Origin of the sequence: uncultured Lacinutrix sp. (genome assembly GCF_947500325.1) — a bacterium.
Lineage (GTDB): Bacteria > Bacteroidota > Bacteroidia > Flavobacteriales > Flavobacteriaceae > Lacinutrix.
Genome location: NZ_CANMRQ010000007.1, coordinates 96,910 through 116,661 on the forward strand (window position 1 = coordinate 96,910; position 19,752 = coordinate 116,661).

The following is a 19,752-nucleotide window of genomic DNA, read 5'->3' on the forward strand; positions in this document are numbered from 1 at the left end:
CTATGGCTAATCAACCACTTATAACAGTCTTAATACCTACATATAATTGCGAATTATATGTAAAAGAAGCTGTACAAAGTATTTTAGATCAGACGTATTCTAATTTTGAGTGCATTATTATAGATGATTGTAGTACAGATAAAACAATTGAGATTTTAAAATCTTTTAATGATAATAGAATAAAACTTATTGAGAAGCCTAAGAATTCAGGTTATACTAATAGTTTAAATTATGGCTTAACCATAGCAAAAGGTAAATATATAGCCAGAATGGATGGTGATGATATAAGCTTACCTACAAGATTTGAAAAACAAGTAGCTATATTTGAAACGAACCCAAAATTGGTAGTTTGTGGTTCTATTTTTCAAATTATAGATTCAGACCAAGTTATTTATAACCCAGAATCTCATCAAGAGATTACATTAGCGATGTTAAAAGACTCAGCAATTGGCCATCCAACAGCTATGTTAAGAGCGTCTACTTTAAAAGAACATAATATAAATTACGATGTATCTAAAGAACCTGCCGAGGATTATGATCTTTGGGTAAGATTGCTAGAATTTGGAGAGTTTTATAATATTCAAGAACTGCTATTTTTATATCGCGTTCACGAAGGACAAGTATCAATAACAAAAAAAGAAAAGCAAAGAACAAAAGCAAGTGAGTCGCGTTTTAAAATGCTATCATACTTTAACGTACCATTAAGTGAATTACAGAAAGAAGCCTATATAAACTTGTTCTCTTATACTAATAAAGTAAAGCCAGAAGATGTTTTTCAGTTTCTAGGTTTAAGAGATGCTGTTAATAGTTCTCTTTCTAATTTTATAGATAAACGTGAAGTACGTGTATTATTAAAAGAATATGAAAAAGCTGCTGTAAGACAATGTTTTTTAGGTGCAAAAACATATAATTTAAAACTATACTTTGATTATGTTAAATTAAAACGAAAATTAGAATATCGTTTAAATAGTGTAGATGAAGCAAAATTATTAATTAAATCTATATTGCATAAAAGCTACTAATGATTTCTATTATTATTCCCATATACAATCGCGAAACTTTAATAAAGGAAACAATCCAATCTATTAAAGCACAAACCTATACTAACTGGGAATGTATAATTGTAGATGATGGTAGTACTGATAATACAGTAAGCTATACAAAACAGTTAATAGAAGGCGATTTGCGGTTTCAATTACATCAGCGACCAGTAGAAATAACTAAAGGACCAAGTGCATGTAGAAACTATGCTTTTAAAATAGTTAAAGGAGATTATATTCAGTTTTTTGATAGTGATGATATCATGCATCCAGAGCATTTACAACTTAAAAAGAACAACATTAAAAACAATGATTTAGTAGTTTGTAAGTTGAAAGACTTTTCAGGTGATTTTAAAGGATTTGATTTTTATGAGTCATCACCTGATATTGCTATGCCTGATAATAGTTTTGAAGCCTTTGTAACTGGTGAGTTTCCTATGATGATGGTAGCTCCGTTGTGGAAGAAGCAAGCATTACAACACTATATGCCAATTCGCGAAGATTTACATATTCTTGAAGACCATGAACTGTATGCAAGAGCACTTTCAGAAGAAAAAAGTATAGCCGTTGTAAATAACGATTTAATATACTATCGTATAGGCTCTTCTTCATCTACTAATTCGTTTTATACCAATGTAGAATATGGTTTAGCGTCTTATATTGAAGCAAAAAAAACAGTATTAAAACTATCAAACACAGAAACAATAAAATTAGCAGTTTTAAAAATGACATTGGGTTTTTTTAGACAAGCATTAGCCGAGCGTAATTTTAAAGCAGCTAGTACATGTTTAAATTTTATAAAAGAACAGGAATTATGTTATAGTTTTAATTTGAAAATGAAATGTTTTCGTATTCATTTTTTTTATGCCGTTTTTAAAGTAGTTAAAAAAGGAGATACGAAATTTAAACCGCTTTTTAAATTGTAATATGAAAATAGTAATGGTTGCTATACCAAATCATCATTTTTTTCAATGGGTAAACCAGTTGAAAGATTCTGGATATGAGGTCTTTTGGTTTGATGTAACAGATGGCGGTCCAAAGTCAAATAAAATAGATTGGGTAACTCAATTAAAAGGCTGGAAATTAAAATGGGATTTTCCAATGCGTTCTCGCTTAAAAAAAGGTGTGCCCAAATTGTATGAAAGTATCCAAAAAATAAATGAACAGCCAATTGATGTGGTCTTTAAAAAAGTGCTTGATGATATTAAACCAGATATAGTACATTGTTTTGAGATGCAATTAACAGGTTTGCCAATATTGTCTGTTATGCAAGACAACAAAGTGCCATTTATATATTCTTCTTGGGGAAGTGATCTATTTTACTTTGAAGAAAAAGGACTATCTAAACAAGACGTTAAAACCTTTTTTAATCGCACTAATTATTTAATTACAGATTGTAAACGTGACTATATAATAGCTAAAAATAATGGTTATGTAAATGAGTATTTAGGAGTGTTTCCTGGTAATGGAGGCATTACAATTGACAATTCAAAAATAGAGAGTCATAGTAAAAGAACTATTATTTTAATAAAAGGCTATGAAGATGGTGTTGGTAAAGCCTCAGTTATATTAAAAGCTTTAGAGTTAGTTTCAAAAGCACTTTTAAAAGATAAAGAGATTATTATTTATAGTGCAGATACTATTTTAGAAAGTCAAATTAAAAACTCTAAGATTTTATCTAGCTTGTCAATAAAAATGCATTCTAGATATGAATTTATTCCTAATGCTAAACTTTTAGAATTAATGGGTAATAGTTGTGTTCATATTGCAAATAGTCTATCAGATGGTATGCCTAATGCACTTCTTGAAGCCATGAGTATGGGAGCATTTCCTATTCAGTCTAATCCAGGGAAAGTTACCGAAGAAGTTATTACACATAATAAAAATGGTTTGCTTATTACAAACCCTTTAGATGAAAAAGAGATTGCTAGTTGTATTACAACCGCAATTAATAATAAAGAATTAAGAGTAAAGGCTCAAGATTTCAATATTAATTTTATAGAAAACTATTATAATCGTATTACATTGCAACCTAAAATTAAAGAGTTATATAAAAACGTTCAAAAACACTAACTACTAATGAAAATTTCGTTTTTAATTGTAACTAAAAATAGACCAGATGACTTGAGGTTGACGCTGAGTAAACTCAAGTTATTAATTAATACATCATTGCATGAAGTATTGGTGTTTATTGACGGTTGTAAAGCAACAGAAGCTATTATTTCAGATTTTAGTTGGGTACATTGGACAGTCTCAAAACAAAGTGTAAGTGCGTCTCCTGCTCGTAACACATTGTATAAAAAAGCAAAAGGAGCTATTTTTATTGGTTTAGATGATGATGCGCATCCTATAAGTGAAAATTTTATAGAAACTGTAGAAACTACTTTTAAAGAAAACTCAAAATTAGGAGTTATTGCTTTTCAAGAAGTAAGAGGTTTGTTTTCGTCAGATAAAGAGGCTTTAAAACAATCTATATCAGGAGAGAATTACTTTTCGAATGATTTTGTAGGTTGTGGTTTTGCTATAGCTAAAGAAGTTTATAACGCTACAAACGGCTTTCCTGTATGGATAGATATATATGGAGAAGAACCAGCAGTAGCGATTGAAGTTTTAGATCTAGGATACGATATTTTGTATAGTTATGATATTAAAGTAAATCATAGAGTGGATGTAGAAAAAAGAAAAAAACAAGGACGTAATTATTTTAGGTTTGAAAGGCAATTAAAGAATTCTATTCGACTATATCTAGTATATTACCCTAAGCCTCTATTTAAAATTGCAAAACTATTATTTCATAATTTTAAAAAATATGCTATAAGCGATTGGAAATATTTTAAGTCATTTATTAGTGTGTTTTTTACAACACTTTTTAAATTACCATATATACTAAATTATAGAAAACCTGTTAAGTCATCAACTATTGTCAAAAAGGAGACAATAAAATCTTTAAAGTACTAGATTATGTTTTTTAACTCCCTAGATTTCGCGGTTTTTCTTCCTGTAGTATTTATACTATACTGGTTTGTTACGCAACGACATTTAAAATTACAAAATGCATTACTTGTTGCCGCGAGTTATGTTTTTTACGGTTGGTGGGATTGGCGGTTTTTATCTTTAATTATTTTTAGTTCTATAGTAGATTATCTTATTGGTATTGAGTTAAATAAGGAAGGAAGGCAATCTAAACGAAAAGGCTTGTTATGGATAAGTATCCTTGTAAATTTAGGCTTTTTAGGCTTTTTTAAATATTATAATTTCTTTGTAGATAATTTTGTTGAAGCGTTTTCATTTTTTGGAAGTAAAATTCAACCTAATACTTTAGATATTATTCTGCCAGTAGGCATAAGTTTTTATACATTTCAAACATTAAGTTATACTATAGATGTTTACAAACGTAAGTTAGAACCAACTCAAGATTTTGTATCATTTTTAGCTTTTGTAAGTTTCTTTCCACAATTGGTAGCAGGTCCAATTGAACGGGCAACAAATCTACTGCCGCAATTTTATAAAACAAGAACGTTTCACTATTCTAAAGCAATAGATGGTTGTAGACAAATACTTTGGGGTTTATTTAAAAAAGTTGTAATTGCAGATCAATGTGCTATTTATGCTAATCTTATATTCAATAACTCTAGCGATTACTCTGGGAGTACATTAGTGATGGGAGCTATTTTCTTTACATTTCAAATTTATGGAGATTTTTCAGGATATTCAGACATAGCTATTGGTACCTCTAGATTATTTGGATTTGATTTAAAACAAAATTTTGCTTTTCCATATTTCTCAAGAGATATAGCCGAGTTTTGGAGACGTTGGCATATTTCCTTATCTACTTGGTTTAGAGATTATTTATATATTCCTTTAGGAGGTAGCCGTGGAGGAATTTTAATGAAAATAAGAAACACATTTATTATTTTTATTGTAAGCGGGTTTTGGCATGGCGCAAACTGGACTTTTATTGTTTGGGGACTTTTAAATGCCTTGTATTTTATGCCATTATTACTAACCAAAAACAATAGGAATAATATAGAAATTGTTGCAGTTAATAAATTACTACCTTCTTTAAAAGACTGTATTGCAATGTTAGTGACATTTAGTATAACTGTTTTTGCATGGATATTTTTTAGGGCAGAATCTATAACACATGCAATAAGTTATATAAGAAATATATTTTCATCCACATTCCTTGAAATACCTATAGTAAGGCCAACTTACCTTATTGTATTTTTATTTTTATTCATGTGCATTGAATGGTTGGGAAGAAAAAATAAACATGCTTTAGAAACATTGTTATTAAAAAAAGGAAAGATTATAAAATGGGGGTTTTATATAATCCTTATCATTTGTATTTGGATGCTTAGTGGAGAAGAACAAGAATTTATATACTTTCAATTTTAAATGAGACATTTTTTATTACAAATCATTCTTTTTGCTACTATTTTTTTTATAATAGATAAAGCTTTTTACTTTTTCATAGATAGAGCTCCAAATAGAGAACATGATAAGCGTTTAGAGTATGTTCTTGAAGGGAAAATAAATAAAGACATAATTATTATTGGCTCTTCTAGAGGAGCGCGTAGTATTTCTGCCGAGAAATTAGAACATGAAACAAAATTAAAAACATATAATTTATCTTATATCGCTTCAAACATACAATTTCAAGAGTTTGTTTTAAAAACGCTTTTAAAGTATAATAAGGCACCTAAAAAACTTATTTTAGTTATTGATGGTGTACCTGAATTTGAACCGATTGGAAATTTATACTATAGAATAGATAAACTTTTACCTCTAAAGAAATATACATATATACACGACGAACTAATCAATAAAGGCGAAAAAAATATTTTGTCTAAAATATTCTGTATAGGAAGAATCAGTATTAGCGATTTTAAATTACAACCTAAAAAAGCATCTGTTTTAGAGAAAACAAGTTTACATGGAAGTCAATTACTTCCTGTAGAAACAAAACCTAATTTAAAATATAATAAAGAGATTATAGAGTACGATAGTAGTAATGAAAATCAAGAAAAGTTAGAAGCATTTAGAAAAATACAACATTTATGTAAAGTTAATGATATTGAATTATATTATGCTTTTCCTCCTAATTATTATAGTTTTAGTAATTCTTTTTATAATCGATTTTTAAAACTAGTTAATGACCAAACTAAAATTATAGTGTATGATACGCTAGATAATAGGTATAAGGAGAAAAAATATTTTAGAGATGAATCTCATTTAAATAAGCTTGGAGCAGAGATTTTTACATCAGAAATAAGTGATTTTATCAACCAAAACAAGGAATAATGAAAATAGCATTAGTAACAGGGATAAACGGTCAAGATGGATCATATTTAGCAGAATTGTTGCTGGATAAAGGTTACGAAGTACATGGTATTATTAGAAGGAGTTCTACGTTTAATACAGAACGTATAGAGCATTTGTATATAGATACATTATTAAAAGATTTGCATAAGAAGCAGAATATTAAATTGCATTATGGAGATATGACAGATGCTACTAATCTTATTCGATTGGTTCAAGAAATTCAACCAGATGAGATTTATAATTTAGCAGCACAATCTCATGTAAAAGTATCGTTCGATATGCCAGAATATACAGCAGAGACAGATGGTATTGGTACATTAAAGTTATTAGAAGCTGTACGCATCTGTAATTTAACGAACAAAACAAGAATTTATCAAGCATCAACTTCAGAGTTGTATGGTAAAGTTCAAGAAACACCTCAAACAGAAACGACTCCTTTTTATCCACGTTCACCTTATGGCGTAGCAAAACTATATGCTTTTTGGATAACTAAAAATTACCGAGAATCTTATGGAATGTACGCCGTAAATGGTATTCTGTTTAACCACGAATCTGAAAGACGCGGAGAAACGTTTGTAACTAGAAAAATAACATTAGCAGCAGCACGAATTGCACATGGTATTCAAGATAAACTATATTTAGGTAATCTTGGAGCAAAAAGAGATTGGGGTTATGCTAAAGATTATGTAGAGTGTATGTGGCTTATGTTACAGCAAGAAATACCAGAAGATTATGTTATTGGTACTGGAGAACAACATACAGTAAGGGAGTTTTGTGAGTTAGCTTTTGCCGAGGCTGGAATTAAACTAAAATGGGAAGGTAATAATGAAAATGAAAAAGGGATTTGTTCAAAAACGGGTAGAATACTTATTGAGATAGATCCAAATTACTATCGTTTAGCAGAAGTCGAAACCTTATTAGGAAACCCTGCAAAAGCAAAGAAAAATCTAGGATGGAACCCAAATAAAACCTCTTTTGAAGGATTAGTGAAAATAATGATGGAACATGATTTAAAACATGTATTAAAGTTTAATAGTAAATAAAATCTATGACTATTTTTTTAACTGGAGGTAATGGAATGGTGGGTAGGAATATCTTGGATTATAATCAAGAGACTCATACTATTATAGCTCCTAATCGTAAAGCGCTTAATCTTGAAGATTTTTTAGCTGTAGATAATTATATAAAAACCCACCAACCAGATATTATTATTCATGCAGCAGGATTAGTAGGAGGTATTCAGGATAATATAGCGCATCCGGTTAATTTTCTTATAAAGAATTTAGATATAGGTAGAAACATAATAATGGCAGCAAAAAAGAATAAAGTAAAACGCTTTATTAATTTATCAAGCTCTTGTATGTATCCTAGAGAAGCAATAAATCCGTTACAAGAAAGTTTAATTCTTAAAGGCGAATTAGAACCTACCAATGAAGGCTATGCTTTAGCGAAAATAGTAACAACACGATTATGTGAATATATTAATAAAGAAGATCGTTTTTTTAGCTATAAAACTGTTATTCCATGTAATTTGTATGGTAAATATGATAAGTTTTCTCCAAAACATTCACATATGTTACCAGCTGTTATCAGAAAAATTCATGAAGCTAAAATTCATAAAAATAAAACAATCTCTATTTGGGGAGATGGAGAAGCCAGAAGAGAGTTTATGTATGCACAAGACTTAGCCGATTTTATTTTTTATGCGATTACTAATTTTGAAAGCATGCCACAAAATATAAACGTTGGATTAGGAAAAGATTATACAATTAATGAGTATTATAACACAATAGCTAAAAGCATAGGTTTTGAAGGTGAGTTTATTCACGATTTATCCAAACCAGTAGGCATGAAACAAAAACTTATAGATGATACAAAGTTAAAAGCCTTTGGTTGGTCTCCAAAAATTAGTTTGGAAGAAGGTATTAAATTAACATACGATTATTACATAAATACGGTTACAAAATGAAATATCCATTAGCTACATCAACATGGGATGATAAAGAAATTGAAGCTATAAATAAGGTTATAGCTAGCGATATGTATACCATGGGGAAACATGTAAAGCAATTTGAAAATGAATTTGCAGCTTTTGTTGGCGCAAGACATTGTGTAATGGTTAATTCTGGATCTTCGGCTAATTTATTGGCTGTGGCAGCCTTATTTTATACAAAAGCACCAAAATTAAAACGAGGCGATGAGGTTATTGTACCCGCAGTATCATGGTCTACAACGTATTATCCATTATATCAATACGGTTTAAAATTAAAGTTTGTAGATGTCGATTTACAAACACTTAATTTCGATCTAGAACAATTAGAACAGGCAGTAACAGATAAGACAAAAATGATTTTTGCTGTAAATCTTTTAGGAAATCCTAATGATTTTGATGCTATTACTACTATTATTGGTGATAAAGATATTTTGTTGCTAGAAGACAATTGTGAGTCTATGGGAGCCGAATATAAAGGGAAGCAAACAGGTACATTTGGTATTATGGGAACATTTTCTACTTTTTTCTCTCACCATATGGCAACAATGGAAGGAGGTTTAATTGCTACAGATGATGAAGAATTGTATCATGTACTTATTAGTTTAAGAGCGCATGGTTGGACAAGACATTTGCCAAAAGAAAATCAAGTATCTAATAAAAGTGATGATTGGTTTACAGAATCTTTTCGTTTTGTTTTACCTGGTTATAATGTAAGACCTGTAGAAATGAGTGGGGCAATAGGAGTAGAGCAACTAAAAAAACTACCGAGCTTTTTAAAACATAGAAGAGCTAATGCAGAGTACTTTGTTAACCTATTTAAAGATCACAAAGAGTATTATATTCAAAAAAATATAGATAATAGTAGTTGGTTTGGTTTTAGTTTAATTATTAAACCAGAATCGAATATTAAACGTACAGAAGTAGTTAAGAAATTGACTAAGCATAATATAGATTGTAGACCAATAGTTACAGGAGATTTTACCAAAAATGAAGTATTAAAGTATTTTGATTATGAAGTTTTTGGAGAAATGAAGAATGCTAAATATTTAGATGAACATGGATTGTTTGTTGGAAATCACCAAATTTCACTCAAGAGTGAAATAGATTATCTTTTCAAAACCTTATCTTAAGTTACCTTTTATCCTAATTTTTGTAGCTTTCGTCCGAAAAAAGTGTATTTTAGCGGAAATAAACCTAAACCAAAACCTTCAAATTAATGAAAAGCATAGGCTTTATTCCATTACGTAAAGGATCTAAAGGAATTCCAAATAAAAATAAACGTAAAATGGTTGGAAGGCCATTATTTACGTGGGTTTTAGGAGAAGCTATATTTTCTAACTTAGATGAAATTATAGTATATACAGATGATCAAGATATTATTAGTTTTATTGATAAGGAATACAAATGGACTACTAAGGTGAAAGCGGTTCTTAGAAGTGCTGAAAGTGCAAGCGATACAGCTTCAACGGAGTTTGCTATGCTTGAGTATTGTGAGTCTATTAATTATAATTTTGAAACGTTTTGCTTGTTACAAGCAACGTCTCCATTTACAAAAAGAGAGAATATTAATGACTGTTTGTCTGCTATACAAGGACAATACGATTCTGCATTAACGGTAGTTAATACACATCGGTTTTTATGGAATGAAAATGGAACTCCTATAAATTATAATCCTCATGAGAGACCAAGACGTCAAGATTTTGATGGTTTATTAATTGAAAATGGTGCAGTTTATACAACAACTAAAGTTGCATTACAGAAATATAAAAATAGAATAGGAAAGAAAACAGCAGTTGTGAAGATGCCAGAAGACTCGCTATTAGAAATTGATACAGAAATGGATTGGATTGCTGTAGAACAATTACTAATAGAACGTCAAAAAAGAGCAAAAACATCTGCGAAAATCACACATGTAGTTTTAGATGTAGATGGAGTGTTTACAGATGGTACAATTACTTATACTAAAGATGGAGAGCATACAAAACAGTTTGATATGCGTGATGGTATGGGATTAGAGATATTGCGTCAATTTGATGTGAATGTAATGGTAATGACATCAGAAAACTCAGAGTTGGTTGCTAAGCGCATGCAAAAACTAAAAATAGAAAATGTATATTTAGGAGTAAAGGATAAATACAGTTTACTACAGAATATATTAAAAGACAATAAACTTTCAATAAACAATTTTGCTTACCTAGGTGATGATGTTAATGATCTAACAAATATTTGCAGTGTAGGTTGGTCTATAGCCCCAAATAATGCTACAGATGTTGTAAAACAACATGCAGATATTGTATTGTCTAAACCTTCAGGAGCTGGAGCGATAAGAGAAGCCTGCCAGTTTATAATGAATTATAATAAAAGATTTTAAAAGCATATGAATACCTATAAAAAACCATACGTTATTGCCGAAATAGGATGCAATCATAAAGGAGAAATGGAACTCGCTAAAGAGTTAATAAAAGTGGCAAAAATCTTTTGTAATGTAGATGCAGTAAAGTTTCAAAAAAGAAATAATAAAGAATTATTAACCGAAGAACAGTATAATAATCCGCACCCAAACCCAATTAATTCTTATGGAGATACTTATGGAGCACATAGAGAGTTTTTAGAATTTGATGTGGAGCAACATGCCGAATTAAAAGCATATTGTGAAGAAATAGGTATTACCTATTCAACATCTGTATGGGATGTAACATCTGCTAAAGAAATAGCTTCTTTAAACCCCGAGTTTATAAAGATTCCGTCTGCATGTAATAATAATGTTGCAATGCTAGAATGGTTATGTGAGAATTATAAAGGAGAGTTGCATATTTCTACAGGTATGACAACTAAAGATGAGATAGACGAGTTGGTAAAACTCTTCAAAAAACATAATAGAAATAAAGATTTAGTATTATATAATTGTACTTCTGGATATCCAGTACCGTTTAATGATGTTTGCTTATTAGATATAAATTTATTGTTAGATAAATATAAAGACGAAGTTAAACATATAGGTTTCTCTGGTCATCATTTAGGTATTGCTGTAGATGTAGCTGCTTATACTTTAGGCGCTAATATTGTTGAGCGTCATTATACTATTGATAGAACCTGGAAAGGAACAGATCACGCAGCATCATTAGAACCAATGGGATTGCGTAAGTTATCTCGCGATTTAAGAGCTGTACACCAAGCATTAGCATTTAAGAGTCAAGATATTTTGCCAATAGAGCAAGTGCAACGTGATAAATTAAAAAACCAAAAAGGATAATTTTTCTAGATGAAGAAAAAAGTATTCGTTTTTTTTCCAGACGGCGTAGGCTTACGAAATTTTGCATTTACCAATTTTAAAACTATTGGAGAGCAAATGGGTTTTGATATCACCTATTGGAACAATACTATATTTTCATTAAAAGACAATTTAGGTTTTAATGAAGTAACTATAGAAGATCATACTGCTCATAAATTATTACCAATCTATTCAAGAGCAAGAAAAAGAGCCGAATTAAATGTATCGAGAGATAAGTTTAATGATCCGGTATATCCAACCTATAAGTTTCCGTTTAATTATAAAGGCGTAAAAAATGTTATAAGAAGTTTGTATGCTAAGTGGTTAATAGGATTATATTCTTCAGAACAAGGAATAGTAAAACTTAGACAAAAGATTAATACTTTAGAGCGTTCAACTTCAAAATATAAGTACTGTAAAGCACAATTAGAAGCCCATAAACCTGATTTAATATTCTGTACTACTCAGCGTGCTACACAATCTATTAGTGCTCTTTTAGCAGCAAAAGACTTAGGGATACCAACAGTAGCATTTGTGTATTCATGGGACAATGTGCCTAAAGCGATGCAAGTAGTAGAAAGCGATTATTATTTTGTGTGGAGTGATTTAATGAAAAATGAAGTGCTTAAATATTATCCTTTTGTAAAAGAGGAGCAAGTTTTTGTTACAGGAACACCACAGTTTGAACCTCATTTTGATGATAATTTGAAACAATCGCGGGAAGATTTTTTTAAAGAACATAATTTAGATGTAAACAAAAAGTATATCTGCTACTCTGGTGATGATGAAACGACATCACCTTTAGATCAATATTACCTTGAGGATTTAGCCAATGCTGTTAGAAGTTTAAATAGTAAAGGCGAAAATTTAGGTATTATTTATAGAAAGTGTCCTGTAGATTTTACACCAAGGTATGATGCAGTAATTGAGGCTAATAAAGATATTATTGAAGTGTTAGATCCAATATGGAAACAAGTAGGCGATCAATGGAATCAAATATTACCGGCAAAAGAAGACTTTAAAGAGTTGTATAATGTTTGCGAGCATAGTGAATTTGTTACTAATGTATGTTCTTCTACTGTTTTTGATTTTGTGGCCCATAAAAAGCCTTGTATTTATTATAACTATGAGCAACCACAGCTAAAAAAAGGTATAAGAGATATTGGGCAGAACTATAAATACGTTCATTTTAGATCTATGCCAAGTAGTGAAGCAGCTGTTTTTTGTACAGATAAAAAGGATTTAGAAAGTATTGTTAAAAATATTTTGGATGGAAAAACATCTAATGTTAAAGATGGTCTAGAATGGTTTGAAATTGTTGCAGGAAAACACCCAACAGAAGCTTCTAGACATATTTGGGAAAGTATAAATAGTGTTCTTAATTAATAACAAATAGTTTTAAGAATAAAGAGAAACATTGTTTAAATTTATTTTTTTGAGCAAAAACAACTCATTTTGAATACATTCATTAAAAAGGTAATTAAGTTTGTTTTATTGGTAACAGTAGTTTTTTCTACGTTGCATATTACATTAGATTATTTCTTTAAAAATGGTAAGTTTTGCAATAACACATGGAGTGAGATTTTTAAGGCAAACTTAGATGTAGATATTGCTGTAATAGGAAACTCTAGAGCAGAAGTCCATTACAATCCTGAAATTATTAGTAGCATTACTGGATTAAAATGTTATAATCTTGGTTTAAGCGGTACACCAATTAATATTTATGATATTAGATGGAAGAGTTATATAAATAGAAATAAGTTACCTAAAATATTAATAATAGATTTGGATTATAATTTTTTAGGAGAAGGAAAAGGTATTTACGAGAAGTTTCAATATTTACCTTATGTTAATGAAATAGAATACCAACATATAGCGCAAAGAGTAGATAAAGATTTTAATTTAGACCAATATCTTCCTTTATATAAATATCAAGGAGAGCAAGGAGCCGTTTTTAGTAAATTAAAATCCTTTTTTTATAAAGATTGTAAAGAAAGTGAAAATGGATATAAGGTTAAAAATAAGTCTTGGAATGAAAATGAATGGAATATTTTTAAAGCTAAAAGGATGAATGAAGTTGCTAATAGCGATACATTTTACGACTTGTATAAGAAAGGTCATTTGAAACTTAACGAGATTTTAGATTTCTGCAAACAGAATAAGATAAAAACATATTTAGTTTGGTCTCCTCAATATTTCGAAGTACATAAATTTAAAGAAAATCAAAGGCAGTATGTCGATAGTTTAATAAATAACATAGCAAGTAATTATGACATAGACTATCTCAATTTTTCAAGAGATAGCTTAGTCTATAATAAATCAAATTTTTATAATCATTCTCATTTAAATTATAAAGGTGCAAAATTATTTTCAAAATCGATAGCAGCTCATATTAAAAATAAAGCAAGTTTATAGTCAATATGCATATAGCATTTCTAACCTCAGAATATCCTCACGCTAAAGTAGCAAATGCTGCAGGTATAGCGACGAGTATTAAGAATTTAGCAATAGCATTAGTAAAAAAAGACATTGCAGTTACTGTGTTTGTTTACCATCAAAATACTAATGAAATTTTCGAAGATCAAGGTGTAGCTATACATTTAATAGAAAAAAAGAAATATTCACTTTTTACTTGGTATCAATATAGAAAACACCTTCAGAACTATATAAATAAAGTCATTAAACAGAATAATATTCAACTCATAGAAGCACCAGATTGGACAGGTATAACCGCTTTCATGAGATTTAAAGTGCCGTTAGTTATTCGGTTTCATGGTAGTGATGCTTATTTCTGCAAGTTAGATAATAGAAAACAAAAATTTAAAAATTTTGTTTTCGAAAAAACAGCTTTAAAAAGTGCAGTAGCTTACATTGCTCCAACAACTTTTGCAGGTCAAGAAACTGCAAAAATATTTGGATTAAATCGAGATAAGATAAAAACCATTCACTATGGTTTACAGTTAGAGCGATTTGAGAATAAATCGCCTTCTAGTTATAATGAAAAAACACTACTTTATATAGGGACAATAATTCGTAAAAAAGGCGTACTAGAATTAGCTTCAATTTTTAATAAAATAATTGAGCAAGAACCAGCAACTCAGTTAAAACTTATTGGAGGAGATGCACCAGACATTAAAACTGGAAATAAATCTACTTATCAATTAATGAGTGATTCCTTTTCTGAAGCAGCAAAAAAGAATGTTACTTATTTAGGTAAAATACCATATGCCGAAGTGCAAACACATATTAAACAAGCACACGTTTGTGCTTTTCCGTCATTTGCAGAAACTTTAGGTATGGTAACTATAGAGTCAATGGCATTGCAGAAACCAGTGGTTAATACAAATATTGGTTGGGCACAAGAGTTAATAGATGATGAGGTTAATGGTTATTTGGTACATCCAAAAGATATAGAAACGTATAGCTCAAGAATTCTCCAGTTATTTAATAGTAAAGACTTATGTGTTACTATAGGAAAAGCTGCCCAAAAGAAAGTTATGTCTACTTTTGATATTGTAAAGCAGGCAGATATTAATATTGCATATTATCATAACATTATAGAAAAGTCATAACCGTTTGAGCTTTAAAAAAAATATACGAAAAGTACTTAGTAAGAAAGCTAAACAACTCAAGTTGATACAATTTCATACTAAACAACTTAGTTTGAAAAGGTATCAAAGAAAACGTATTATAGTATGTTTTAATGGTGTTTTACCACATGGAGGATTAGTTGATAGGTTAAAAGGAATAGTATCGTATTATGAGATAGCGAAATGCTTAGATTATGATTTTTATATACAATTCGATGATCCTTTTAGTTTAGATGTTTTTTTAGAATCCAATGTCTTAGATTGGAAAATTAAGAGGAAAGAAGTACAGTATCATCCTACTAAAACAAAGATTATTTACACTGTAAATAATTTTAATATCAATCCATTAGATAGCATAAAGAAATCGAATGCAGAAACCTTTTTAATATACGCTAATATTGATTATCTAAAAATATTGCATCCAAATGAAGCTTCTGCGTTTTTAGAAGAAAAATGGAAAACTAATTTTAATGAATTATTTAAAAAATCTAAGCTTTTAGAATCAAAACTTAAAGGAATAGAAAAAGATAAATATATTTGTTTCCATACAAGATTCACTACATTAATGGGAGATTTTGTTGATACTACATCGTTGATTTTAAATAATACAGAAAAAGACAAATTGATAAATCAACTTCAAAAAGAAATACAAGTAATAACAGAATCATCAAATCATAAATGTTACGCGTTTTCAGATAGTATTCATTTTTTAAATACTATTAAAGCAAAAGAAGATATAAACTTAGTTAAAGGAAATCCTTTTCATATGGACAATTTTAAGAATGATGATAACTTAGAAGGACATTTAAAAACAGTATTAGACTTCTTTATGATTTCTGAAAGTGAAAAAGTTTATTTTTTAAAAATTGGAAAAATGTACCATAGTAGCTTTAGTAAATATGCCGCTATAATTGGAGGTAAGCCATTTGAAATTATTACAGATTAGTATGATTATTTTAGTTCATAATGGAAAAACAGTTACTTCAGTTTTAAATGAAGTATTGCAGCCAATAGCTGGTTTTGAATTAAATAACTCTATCGTAAAATTATTAAAAATAATAGCTAAAAAAGAGACAAATAGGTTGGTAGTTTGGTGTCATGATAGATTACTAGATTCATTAAATATCGAAGCATTTAGTTCTATTTTTCATCATGAAAGTCTATTAGTGAGTTTTAATACAAATACAGATCATTATTTACCAAAGCAAATAGGTTATATAGAGCGTAGTTTCTTTTTAAAAGTTAACAAAAAAGTATGCTATCCAACTTGGTTAATGAGTAGCCATGTAGGTGGTATTAATACTACAATACTTAATGATATAAATGTACCATTAAATAATAATGTTCCTTTTGATTACTTTTTAAATTCGTTAGCTAAAAATAATATGGTAGAAGGATTATTTTGCTACTCAGAACCAAAGTTGTTAAAAGCCAATCATGAATTAAAAATAAATACTCCGAAAGCTTCTAAACAGATGTTGTTTAAATTTGTAAAACAGCATTATAAGTGGGTTTGGGTTTTTTTATTAGCATGGAATTATGCTGTTTTCGAAAGGAAGATATCGGTTTATAATATTATTATATCTCTATTTTACAAAAGACTTAACTCAAATTTTAATTTAGAAAAAGTAGCTGTAAACTCTTCAAAAAATGTATTACAAGAGAAGTCTATTGATGTTATTATTCCTACCATAGGAAGAAAAAAACACTTGTATAATGTACTTAAAGATTTAGCTCATCAAACACATTTACCTAAAAATGTCATTATAGTAGAACAAAACCCTAAGCCAAATTCTATTTCAGAGTTAGAATATTTAAATTCTGAAGTATGGCCATTTAATATCAAGCATGAGTTTACACAGCAACCGGGAGTTTGTAATGCTAGAAACATAGCTCTATTAAAAATAGAAAGTGAATGGGCATTTTTAGCAGACGATGATATTAGATTTAATACTACCTTTTTTGAAGAGTCATTTAATGATATTAAAACATACGGTATTAAGATATTAAATTACTTATGTTTACAACCAGAGCAAGAACAAACCTATTTTAAGATACATCAAACTACTGTATTTGGGTCTGGTTCAAGCTTAGTAAAGTCAGAACTATTGGAAAACATTAAATTTAATATGGCATACGAATTTGGGTTTGGAGAAGATTCAGATTTTGGTATGCAATTAAGAAATAAAGGTGAAGATGTAATCTTTACGCCTAACCTTAAAATTACACATTTAAAAGCACCATTTGGTGGTTATAGAACCAAAGTAAAACACCTTTGGGAGGAAGAAGAAGTCCAGCCAAAACCATCGCCAACAGTGCAATTGTTATATCAAACCTATTTTACAAAGCAACAAATGCTGGGCTACAAATTGTTGCTGTTTTTAAGGCAATTAAAAGGAAGTGGATTAAAAAATCCAGTAGCATATGCTAAATACTTTAAAAAACAATGGCAACAAAGTGTACTTTGGTGTCAAAAAATAAAGAAAGAATAAGTGCTTAAATTGTATACAAATACCCAGTTTTTAAGTGAAACGCATCGACGAGAAGTGTTTCCTTTGTTGTTTGATATGCATTTTAAACAAAATGAATTGCTCTTAAAGTATTATAGTTTAGTTGATACTATTGAAACTTGTGATATAGTTGTCTTCCCTATAGATTATAGTGCGTTTTTAAAGCATAGGGAAGCACTTAATGTCTTAACTAAAGCGGCAAAAAACAATAATAAACCAATATGGATATATACGGCAGGAGATTTCGGGTTTACTAATTATATAGCAAATAGCTATACTTTTCGACTAGGTGGTTTCCATAGTAAATTAACCGATAAGAGTTTTATCCTACCCTCTTTTATAAATGATCCTTATCTTACACAAATACCAAATGGATTTTCTGTTATAGAAAAGGAAGAAAAACCTACTATAGGTTTTGTAGGCCATGCACAATCTGGCATTCAAAAATGGATTAAAGAAAAGGTTAGTTATTATAAAATTAAAGTAAAGCGTTATTTAGGAGAACTAGTAGCAGATAAACAACCTTTTTACCCATCAAGTATAAAAAGAGCATTTTATTTGTTTCTTTTAGCAAGTGATAAACGACTAATTACCAATTTTATTTTGCGTAATAATTATAGGGCTGGTGTTAGTCAAGAAATTGAAAAGAAAAAATCCACAACCGAATTTTACGATAACATTTTTAATACTGGCTATACCTTTTGTAGTCGAGGAGTTGGTAATTTTTCTGTCCGTTTTTATGAAACCTTGGCTATGGGGCGCATTCCTATTTTGCTTAATACAGATTGCAGGTTGCCTTTAGACTTTATTATTGATTGGAATAAACACTGTATTATTATAGAAGAAAATGAGGTGAGAAATATGCCAGAAATAATTACAAAATTCCATAATAGTTTATCTGTTGATGATTTTACGGCAATGCAATCTAATAATCGTAAACTTTGGGAAACAAAATTAATAAGACATAACTATTTTGTTGTGATTCATGATACATTCATTAAAAAAATAAATGCTAATGGATAAGGCTTTTACATTGATAATTTGTACTTACATGAGGCCAAAAGCTGTACTTAAGCTTTTAAAGTCTGTTGAGAAACAAACGCTTTATCCAAATGAAATACTAATTATCGACGGTTCTACTAATAATGAAACTGAAGTTATTTTAAATGAAAATAGGTTTAAGAAATTAAAGTATTACAAAGTAGACCAAACTAATCGAGGATTAACTAAACAACGTAATTTCGGCATTAGTAAAGTAATTGAAACTTCAGAAATAATCTGTTTTTTAGATGATGATGTCGTTTTAGAAAAAGAATATTTTAAAGCACTTATTTCAACATATAAAATAAAACCAGATGCTATAGCAATTGGTGGCTATATTACTAATGAAGTTGTATGGAATAAAGCTTCTAGTGAGAGTAATAAATTAAATTTTTATTTTGACGGATGGAAACGAAATGAACCATCTAGGTTTAGATTAAGAAAAAGAGTTGGGTTGCAACCTGATACAGAACCTGGCTTTTTACCAACATTTTCACACGGACGCTCAGTAAGTTTTTTACCACCTTCTGGAAAAATATACCAAGTAGAACAAATTATGGGAGGCGTCTCAAGTTATAAAAGAGAAGTATTTAATAAATTCTCTTTTTCTACTTATTTTGAAGGTTATGGTCTATATGAAGATGCCGACTTTTCCTTAAGATTAGCAAAAGTAAGTAATCTTTATATAAATACTAATGCAAGACTAGCGCACTATCACGATGGTTCTGGAAGACCAAATAGATATAACTATGGAAAAATGGTAGTAAGAAATGGATGGTACGTTTGGCGAGTAAAGTATTCTAATCCCAATTTTAAAGCTAGATTTAAATGGCATGCTACAGCATTTTTATTGACTATAATTCGTTTTTCTAATGTACTAACAAGTAAAAATAAAAAGGAAGCATTAACCGAAAGTTTTGGTAGAACCGTAGGATGGTTATCTTTATTCTTTAATGCTCCTAAAATTAATATATATTAACGC

Annotated in this window: 18 protein-coding genes; all 18 read left to right on the forward strand. The window is 29.5% G+C overall.

Going from position 1 to position 19,752, the window contains the following annotated elements; all coding sequences use genetic code 11:
- Nucleotides 1-2 precede the first annotated feature (2 nt).
- The 18 genes from Q0997_RS10650 to Q0997_RS10735 all read left to right on the forward strand — a co-directional run bounded on the left by Q0997_RS10650 (nucleotide 3) and on the right by Q0997_RS10735 (nucleotide 19,749).
- Entirely contained in the window at nucleotides 3-1,022 is a 1,020-nt protein-coding gene (locus tag Q0997_RS10650) for a glycosyltransferase family 2 protein (RefSeq protein WP_299888584.1), read from the forward strand.
- Nucleotides 1,022-1,966 (forward strand): glycosyltransferase family 2 protein, encoded by a 945-nt coding sequence (locus Q0997_RS10655; protein ID WP_299888587.1) that lies wholly within the window; start codon nucleotides 1,022-1,024, stop codon nucleotides 1,964-1,966. The genes Q0997_RS10650 and Q0997_RS10655 overlap by 1 nt, the downstream gene beginning before the upstream one ends.
- 1 nt (nucleotide 1,967) lies before the next feature.
- Entirely contained in the window at nucleotides 1,968-3,113 is a 1,146-nt protein-coding gene (locus Q0997_RS10660) for a glycosyltransferase (RefSeq protein ID WP_299888590.1), read from the forward strand.
- 6 nt (nucleotides 3,114-3,119) lie between these two features.
- On the forward strand, nucleotides 3,120-3,998 hold the full coding sequence (locus Q0997_RS10665) for a glycosyltransferase (protein WP_299888593.1): 879 nt from the start codon (nucleotides 3,120-3,122) through the stop codon (nucleotides 3,996-3,998).
- A gap of 3 nt (nucleotides 3,999-4,001) precedes the next feature.
- On the forward strand, nucleotides 4,002-5,438 hold the full coding sequence (locus Q0997_RS10670; protein ID WP_299888596.1) for an MBOAT family O-acyltransferase: 1,437 nt from the start codon (nucleotides 4,002-4,004) through the stop codon (nucleotides 5,436-5,438).
- The gene (locus Q0997_RS10675; RefSeq protein WP_299888598.1) at nucleotides 5,439-6,344 is read left to right on the forward strand and encodes a hypothetical protein; all 906 of its coding nucleotides are present in this window, start codon (nucleotides 5,439-5,441) and stop codon (nucleotides 6,342-6,344) included.
- A complete protein-coding gene (gmd, locus tag Q0997_RS10680; RefSeq protein WP_299888600.1) occupies nucleotides 6,344-7,408 on the forward strand; it encodes a GDP-mannose 4,6-dehydratase in 1,065 nt (354 codons plus the stop codon). The genes Q0997_RS10675 and gmd overlap by 1 nt, the downstream gene beginning before the upstream one ends.
- Nucleotides 7,409-7,413: 5 nt before the next feature.
- Nucleotides 7,414-8,334 carry a GDP-L-fucose synthase gene (locus Q0997_RS10685; RefSeq protein WP_299888603.1) on the forward strand — a complete coding sequence of 307 codons (921 nt, stop codon included), beginning with the start codon at nucleotides 7,414-7,416 and terminating at the stop codon, nucleotides 8,332-8,334.
- Nucleotides 8,331-9,488 carry a DegT/DnrJ/EryC1/StrS aminotransferase family protein gene (locus Q0997_RS10690; protein ID WP_299888605.1) on the forward strand — a complete coding sequence of 386 codons (1,158 nt, stop codon included), beginning with the start codon at nucleotides 8,331-8,333 and terminating at the stop codon, nucleotides 9,486-9,488. The genes Q0997_RS10685 and Q0997_RS10690 overlap by 4 nt, the downstream gene beginning before the upstream one ends.
- A gap of 86 nt (nucleotides 9,489-9,574) precedes the next feature.
- Nucleotides 9,575-10,729, forward strand: coding sequence for an acylneuraminate cytidylyltransferase (locus tag Q0997_RS10695; protein ID WP_299888607.1), 1,155 nt, complete (start codon nucleotides 9,575-9,577; stop codon nucleotides 10,727-10,729).
- A 6-nt stretch (nucleotides 10,730-10,735) separates the two neighbouring features.
- Nucleotides 10,736-11,611: an N-acetylneuraminate synthase family protein gene (locus Q0997_RS10700; RefSeq protein WP_299888609.1), complete on the forward strand. Its 876-nt coding sequence runs from the start codon at nucleotides 10,736-10,738 to the stop codon at nucleotides 11,609-11,611.
- A 9-nt stretch (nucleotides 11,612-11,620) separates the two neighbouring features.
- Nucleotides 11,621-13,015, forward strand: a complete 1,395-nt coding sequence (locus Q0997_RS10705; RefSeq protein WP_299888611.1) for a CDP-glycerol glycerophosphotransferase family protein — start codon at nucleotides 11,621-11,623, stop codon at nucleotides 13,013-13,015.
- A gap of 69 nt (nucleotides 13,016-13,084) precedes the next feature.
- Nucleotides 13,085-14,044, forward strand: coding sequence for a hypothetical protein (locus tag Q0997_RS10710; RefSeq protein WP_299888614.1), 960 nt, complete (start codon nucleotides 13,085-13,087; stop codon nucleotides 14,042-14,044).
- 5 nt (nucleotides 14,045-14,049) lie between these two features.
- A complete protein-coding gene (locus tag Q0997_RS10715; protein ID WP_299888617.1) occupies nucleotides 14,050-15,201 on the forward strand; it encodes a glycosyltransferase family 4 protein in 1,152 nt (383 codons plus the stop codon).
- Between the two features lie 91 nt (nucleotides 15,202-15,292).
- Nucleotides 15,293-16,165, forward strand: coding sequence for a hypothetical protein (locus tag Q0997_RS10720; protein ID WP_299888620.1), 873 nt, complete (start codon nucleotides 15,293-15,295; stop codon nucleotides 16,163-16,165).
- Nucleotide 16,166: 1 nt separating this feature from the next.
- A complete protein-coding gene (locus Q0997_RS10725) occupies nucleotides 16,167-17,711 on the forward strand; it encodes a glycosyltransferase family 2 protein (RefSeq protein ID WP_299888622.1) in 1,545 nt (514 codons plus the stop codon).
- Nucleotides 17,712-18,752 carry an exostosin family protein gene (locus Q0997_RS10730; RefSeq protein ID WP_299888625.1) on the forward strand — a complete coding sequence of 347 codons (1,041 nt, stop codon included), beginning with the start codon at nucleotides 17,712-17,714 and terminating at the stop codon, nucleotides 18,750-18,752. It abuts the gene before it with no gap.
- The gene (locus Q0997_RS10735; RefSeq protein WP_299888628.1) at nucleotides 18,745-19,749 is read left to right on the forward strand and encodes a glycosyltransferase family 2 protein; all 1,005 of its coding nucleotides are present in this window, start codon (nucleotides 18,745-18,747) and stop codon (nucleotides 19,747-19,749) included. The genes Q0997_RS10730 and Q0997_RS10735 overlap by 8 nt, the downstream gene beginning before the upstream one ends.
- Nucleotides 19,750-19,752 lie beyond the last annotated feature (3 nt).

Excerpts from the sequence above, each read along its gene's own strand:
- Q0997_RS10690 (WP_299888605.1), top strand. The coding sequence starts at position 8,331 with ATGAAATATCCATTAGCTACATCAACATGGGATGATAAAGAAATTGAA.
- Q0997_RS10665 (WP_299888593.1), top strand. The coding sequence starts at position 3,120 with ATGAAAATTTCGTTTTTAATTGTAACTAAAAATAGACCAGATGACTTG.
- Q0997_RS10705 (WP_299888611.1), top strand. The coding sequence starts at position 11,621 with ATGAAGAAAAAAGTATTCGTTTTTTTTCCAGACGGCGTAGGCTTACGA.
- Q0997_RS10695 (WP_299888607.1), top strand. The coding sequence starts at position 9,575 with ATGAAAAGCATAGGCTTTATTCCATTACGTAAAGGATCTAAAGGAATT.
- gmd (WP_299888600.1), top strand. The coding sequence starts at position 6,344 with ATGAAAATAGCATTAGTAACAGGGATAAACGGTCAAGATGGATCATAT.
- Q0997_RS10715 (WP_299888617.1), top strand. The coding sequence starts at position 14,050 with ATGCATATAGCATTTCTAACCTCAGAATATCCTCACGCTAAAGTAGCA.
- Q0997_RS10685 (WP_299888603.1), top strand. The coding sequence starts at position 7,414 with ATGACTATTTTTTTAACTGGAGGTAATGGAATGGTGGGTAGGAATATC.
- Q0997_RS10735 (WP_299888628.1), top strand. The coding sequence starts at position 18,745 with ATGGATAAGGCTTTTACATTGATAATTTGTACTTACATGAGGCCAAAA.
- Q0997_RS10650 (WP_299888584.1), top strand. The coding sequence starts at position 3 with ATGGCTAATCAACCACTTATAACAGTCTTAATACCTACATATAATTGC.
- Q0997_RS10660 (WP_299888590.1), top strand. The coding sequence starts at position 1,968 with ATGAAAATAGTAATGGTTGCTATACCAAATCATCATTTTTTTCAATGG.
- Q0997_RS10725 (WP_299888622.1), top strand. The coding sequence starts at position 16,167 with ATGATTATTTTAGTTCATAATGGAAAAACAGTTACTTCAGTTTTAAAT.
- Q0997_RS10700 (WP_299888609.1), top strand. The coding sequence starts at position 10,736 with ATGAATACCTATAAAAAACCATACGTTATTGCCGAAATAGGATGCAAT.
- Q0997_RS10670 (WP_299888596.1), top strand. The coding sequence starts at position 4,002 with ATGTTTTTTAACTCCCTAGATTTCGCGGTTTTTCTTCCTGTAGTATTT.
- Q0997_RS10675 (WP_299888598.1), top strand. The coding sequence starts at position 5,439 with ATGAGACATTTTTTATTACAAATCATTCTTTTTGCTACTATTTTTTTT.
- Q0997_RS10655 (WP_299888587.1), top strand. The coding sequence starts at position 1,022 with ATGATTTCTATTATTATTCCCATATACAATCGCGAAACTTTAATAAAG.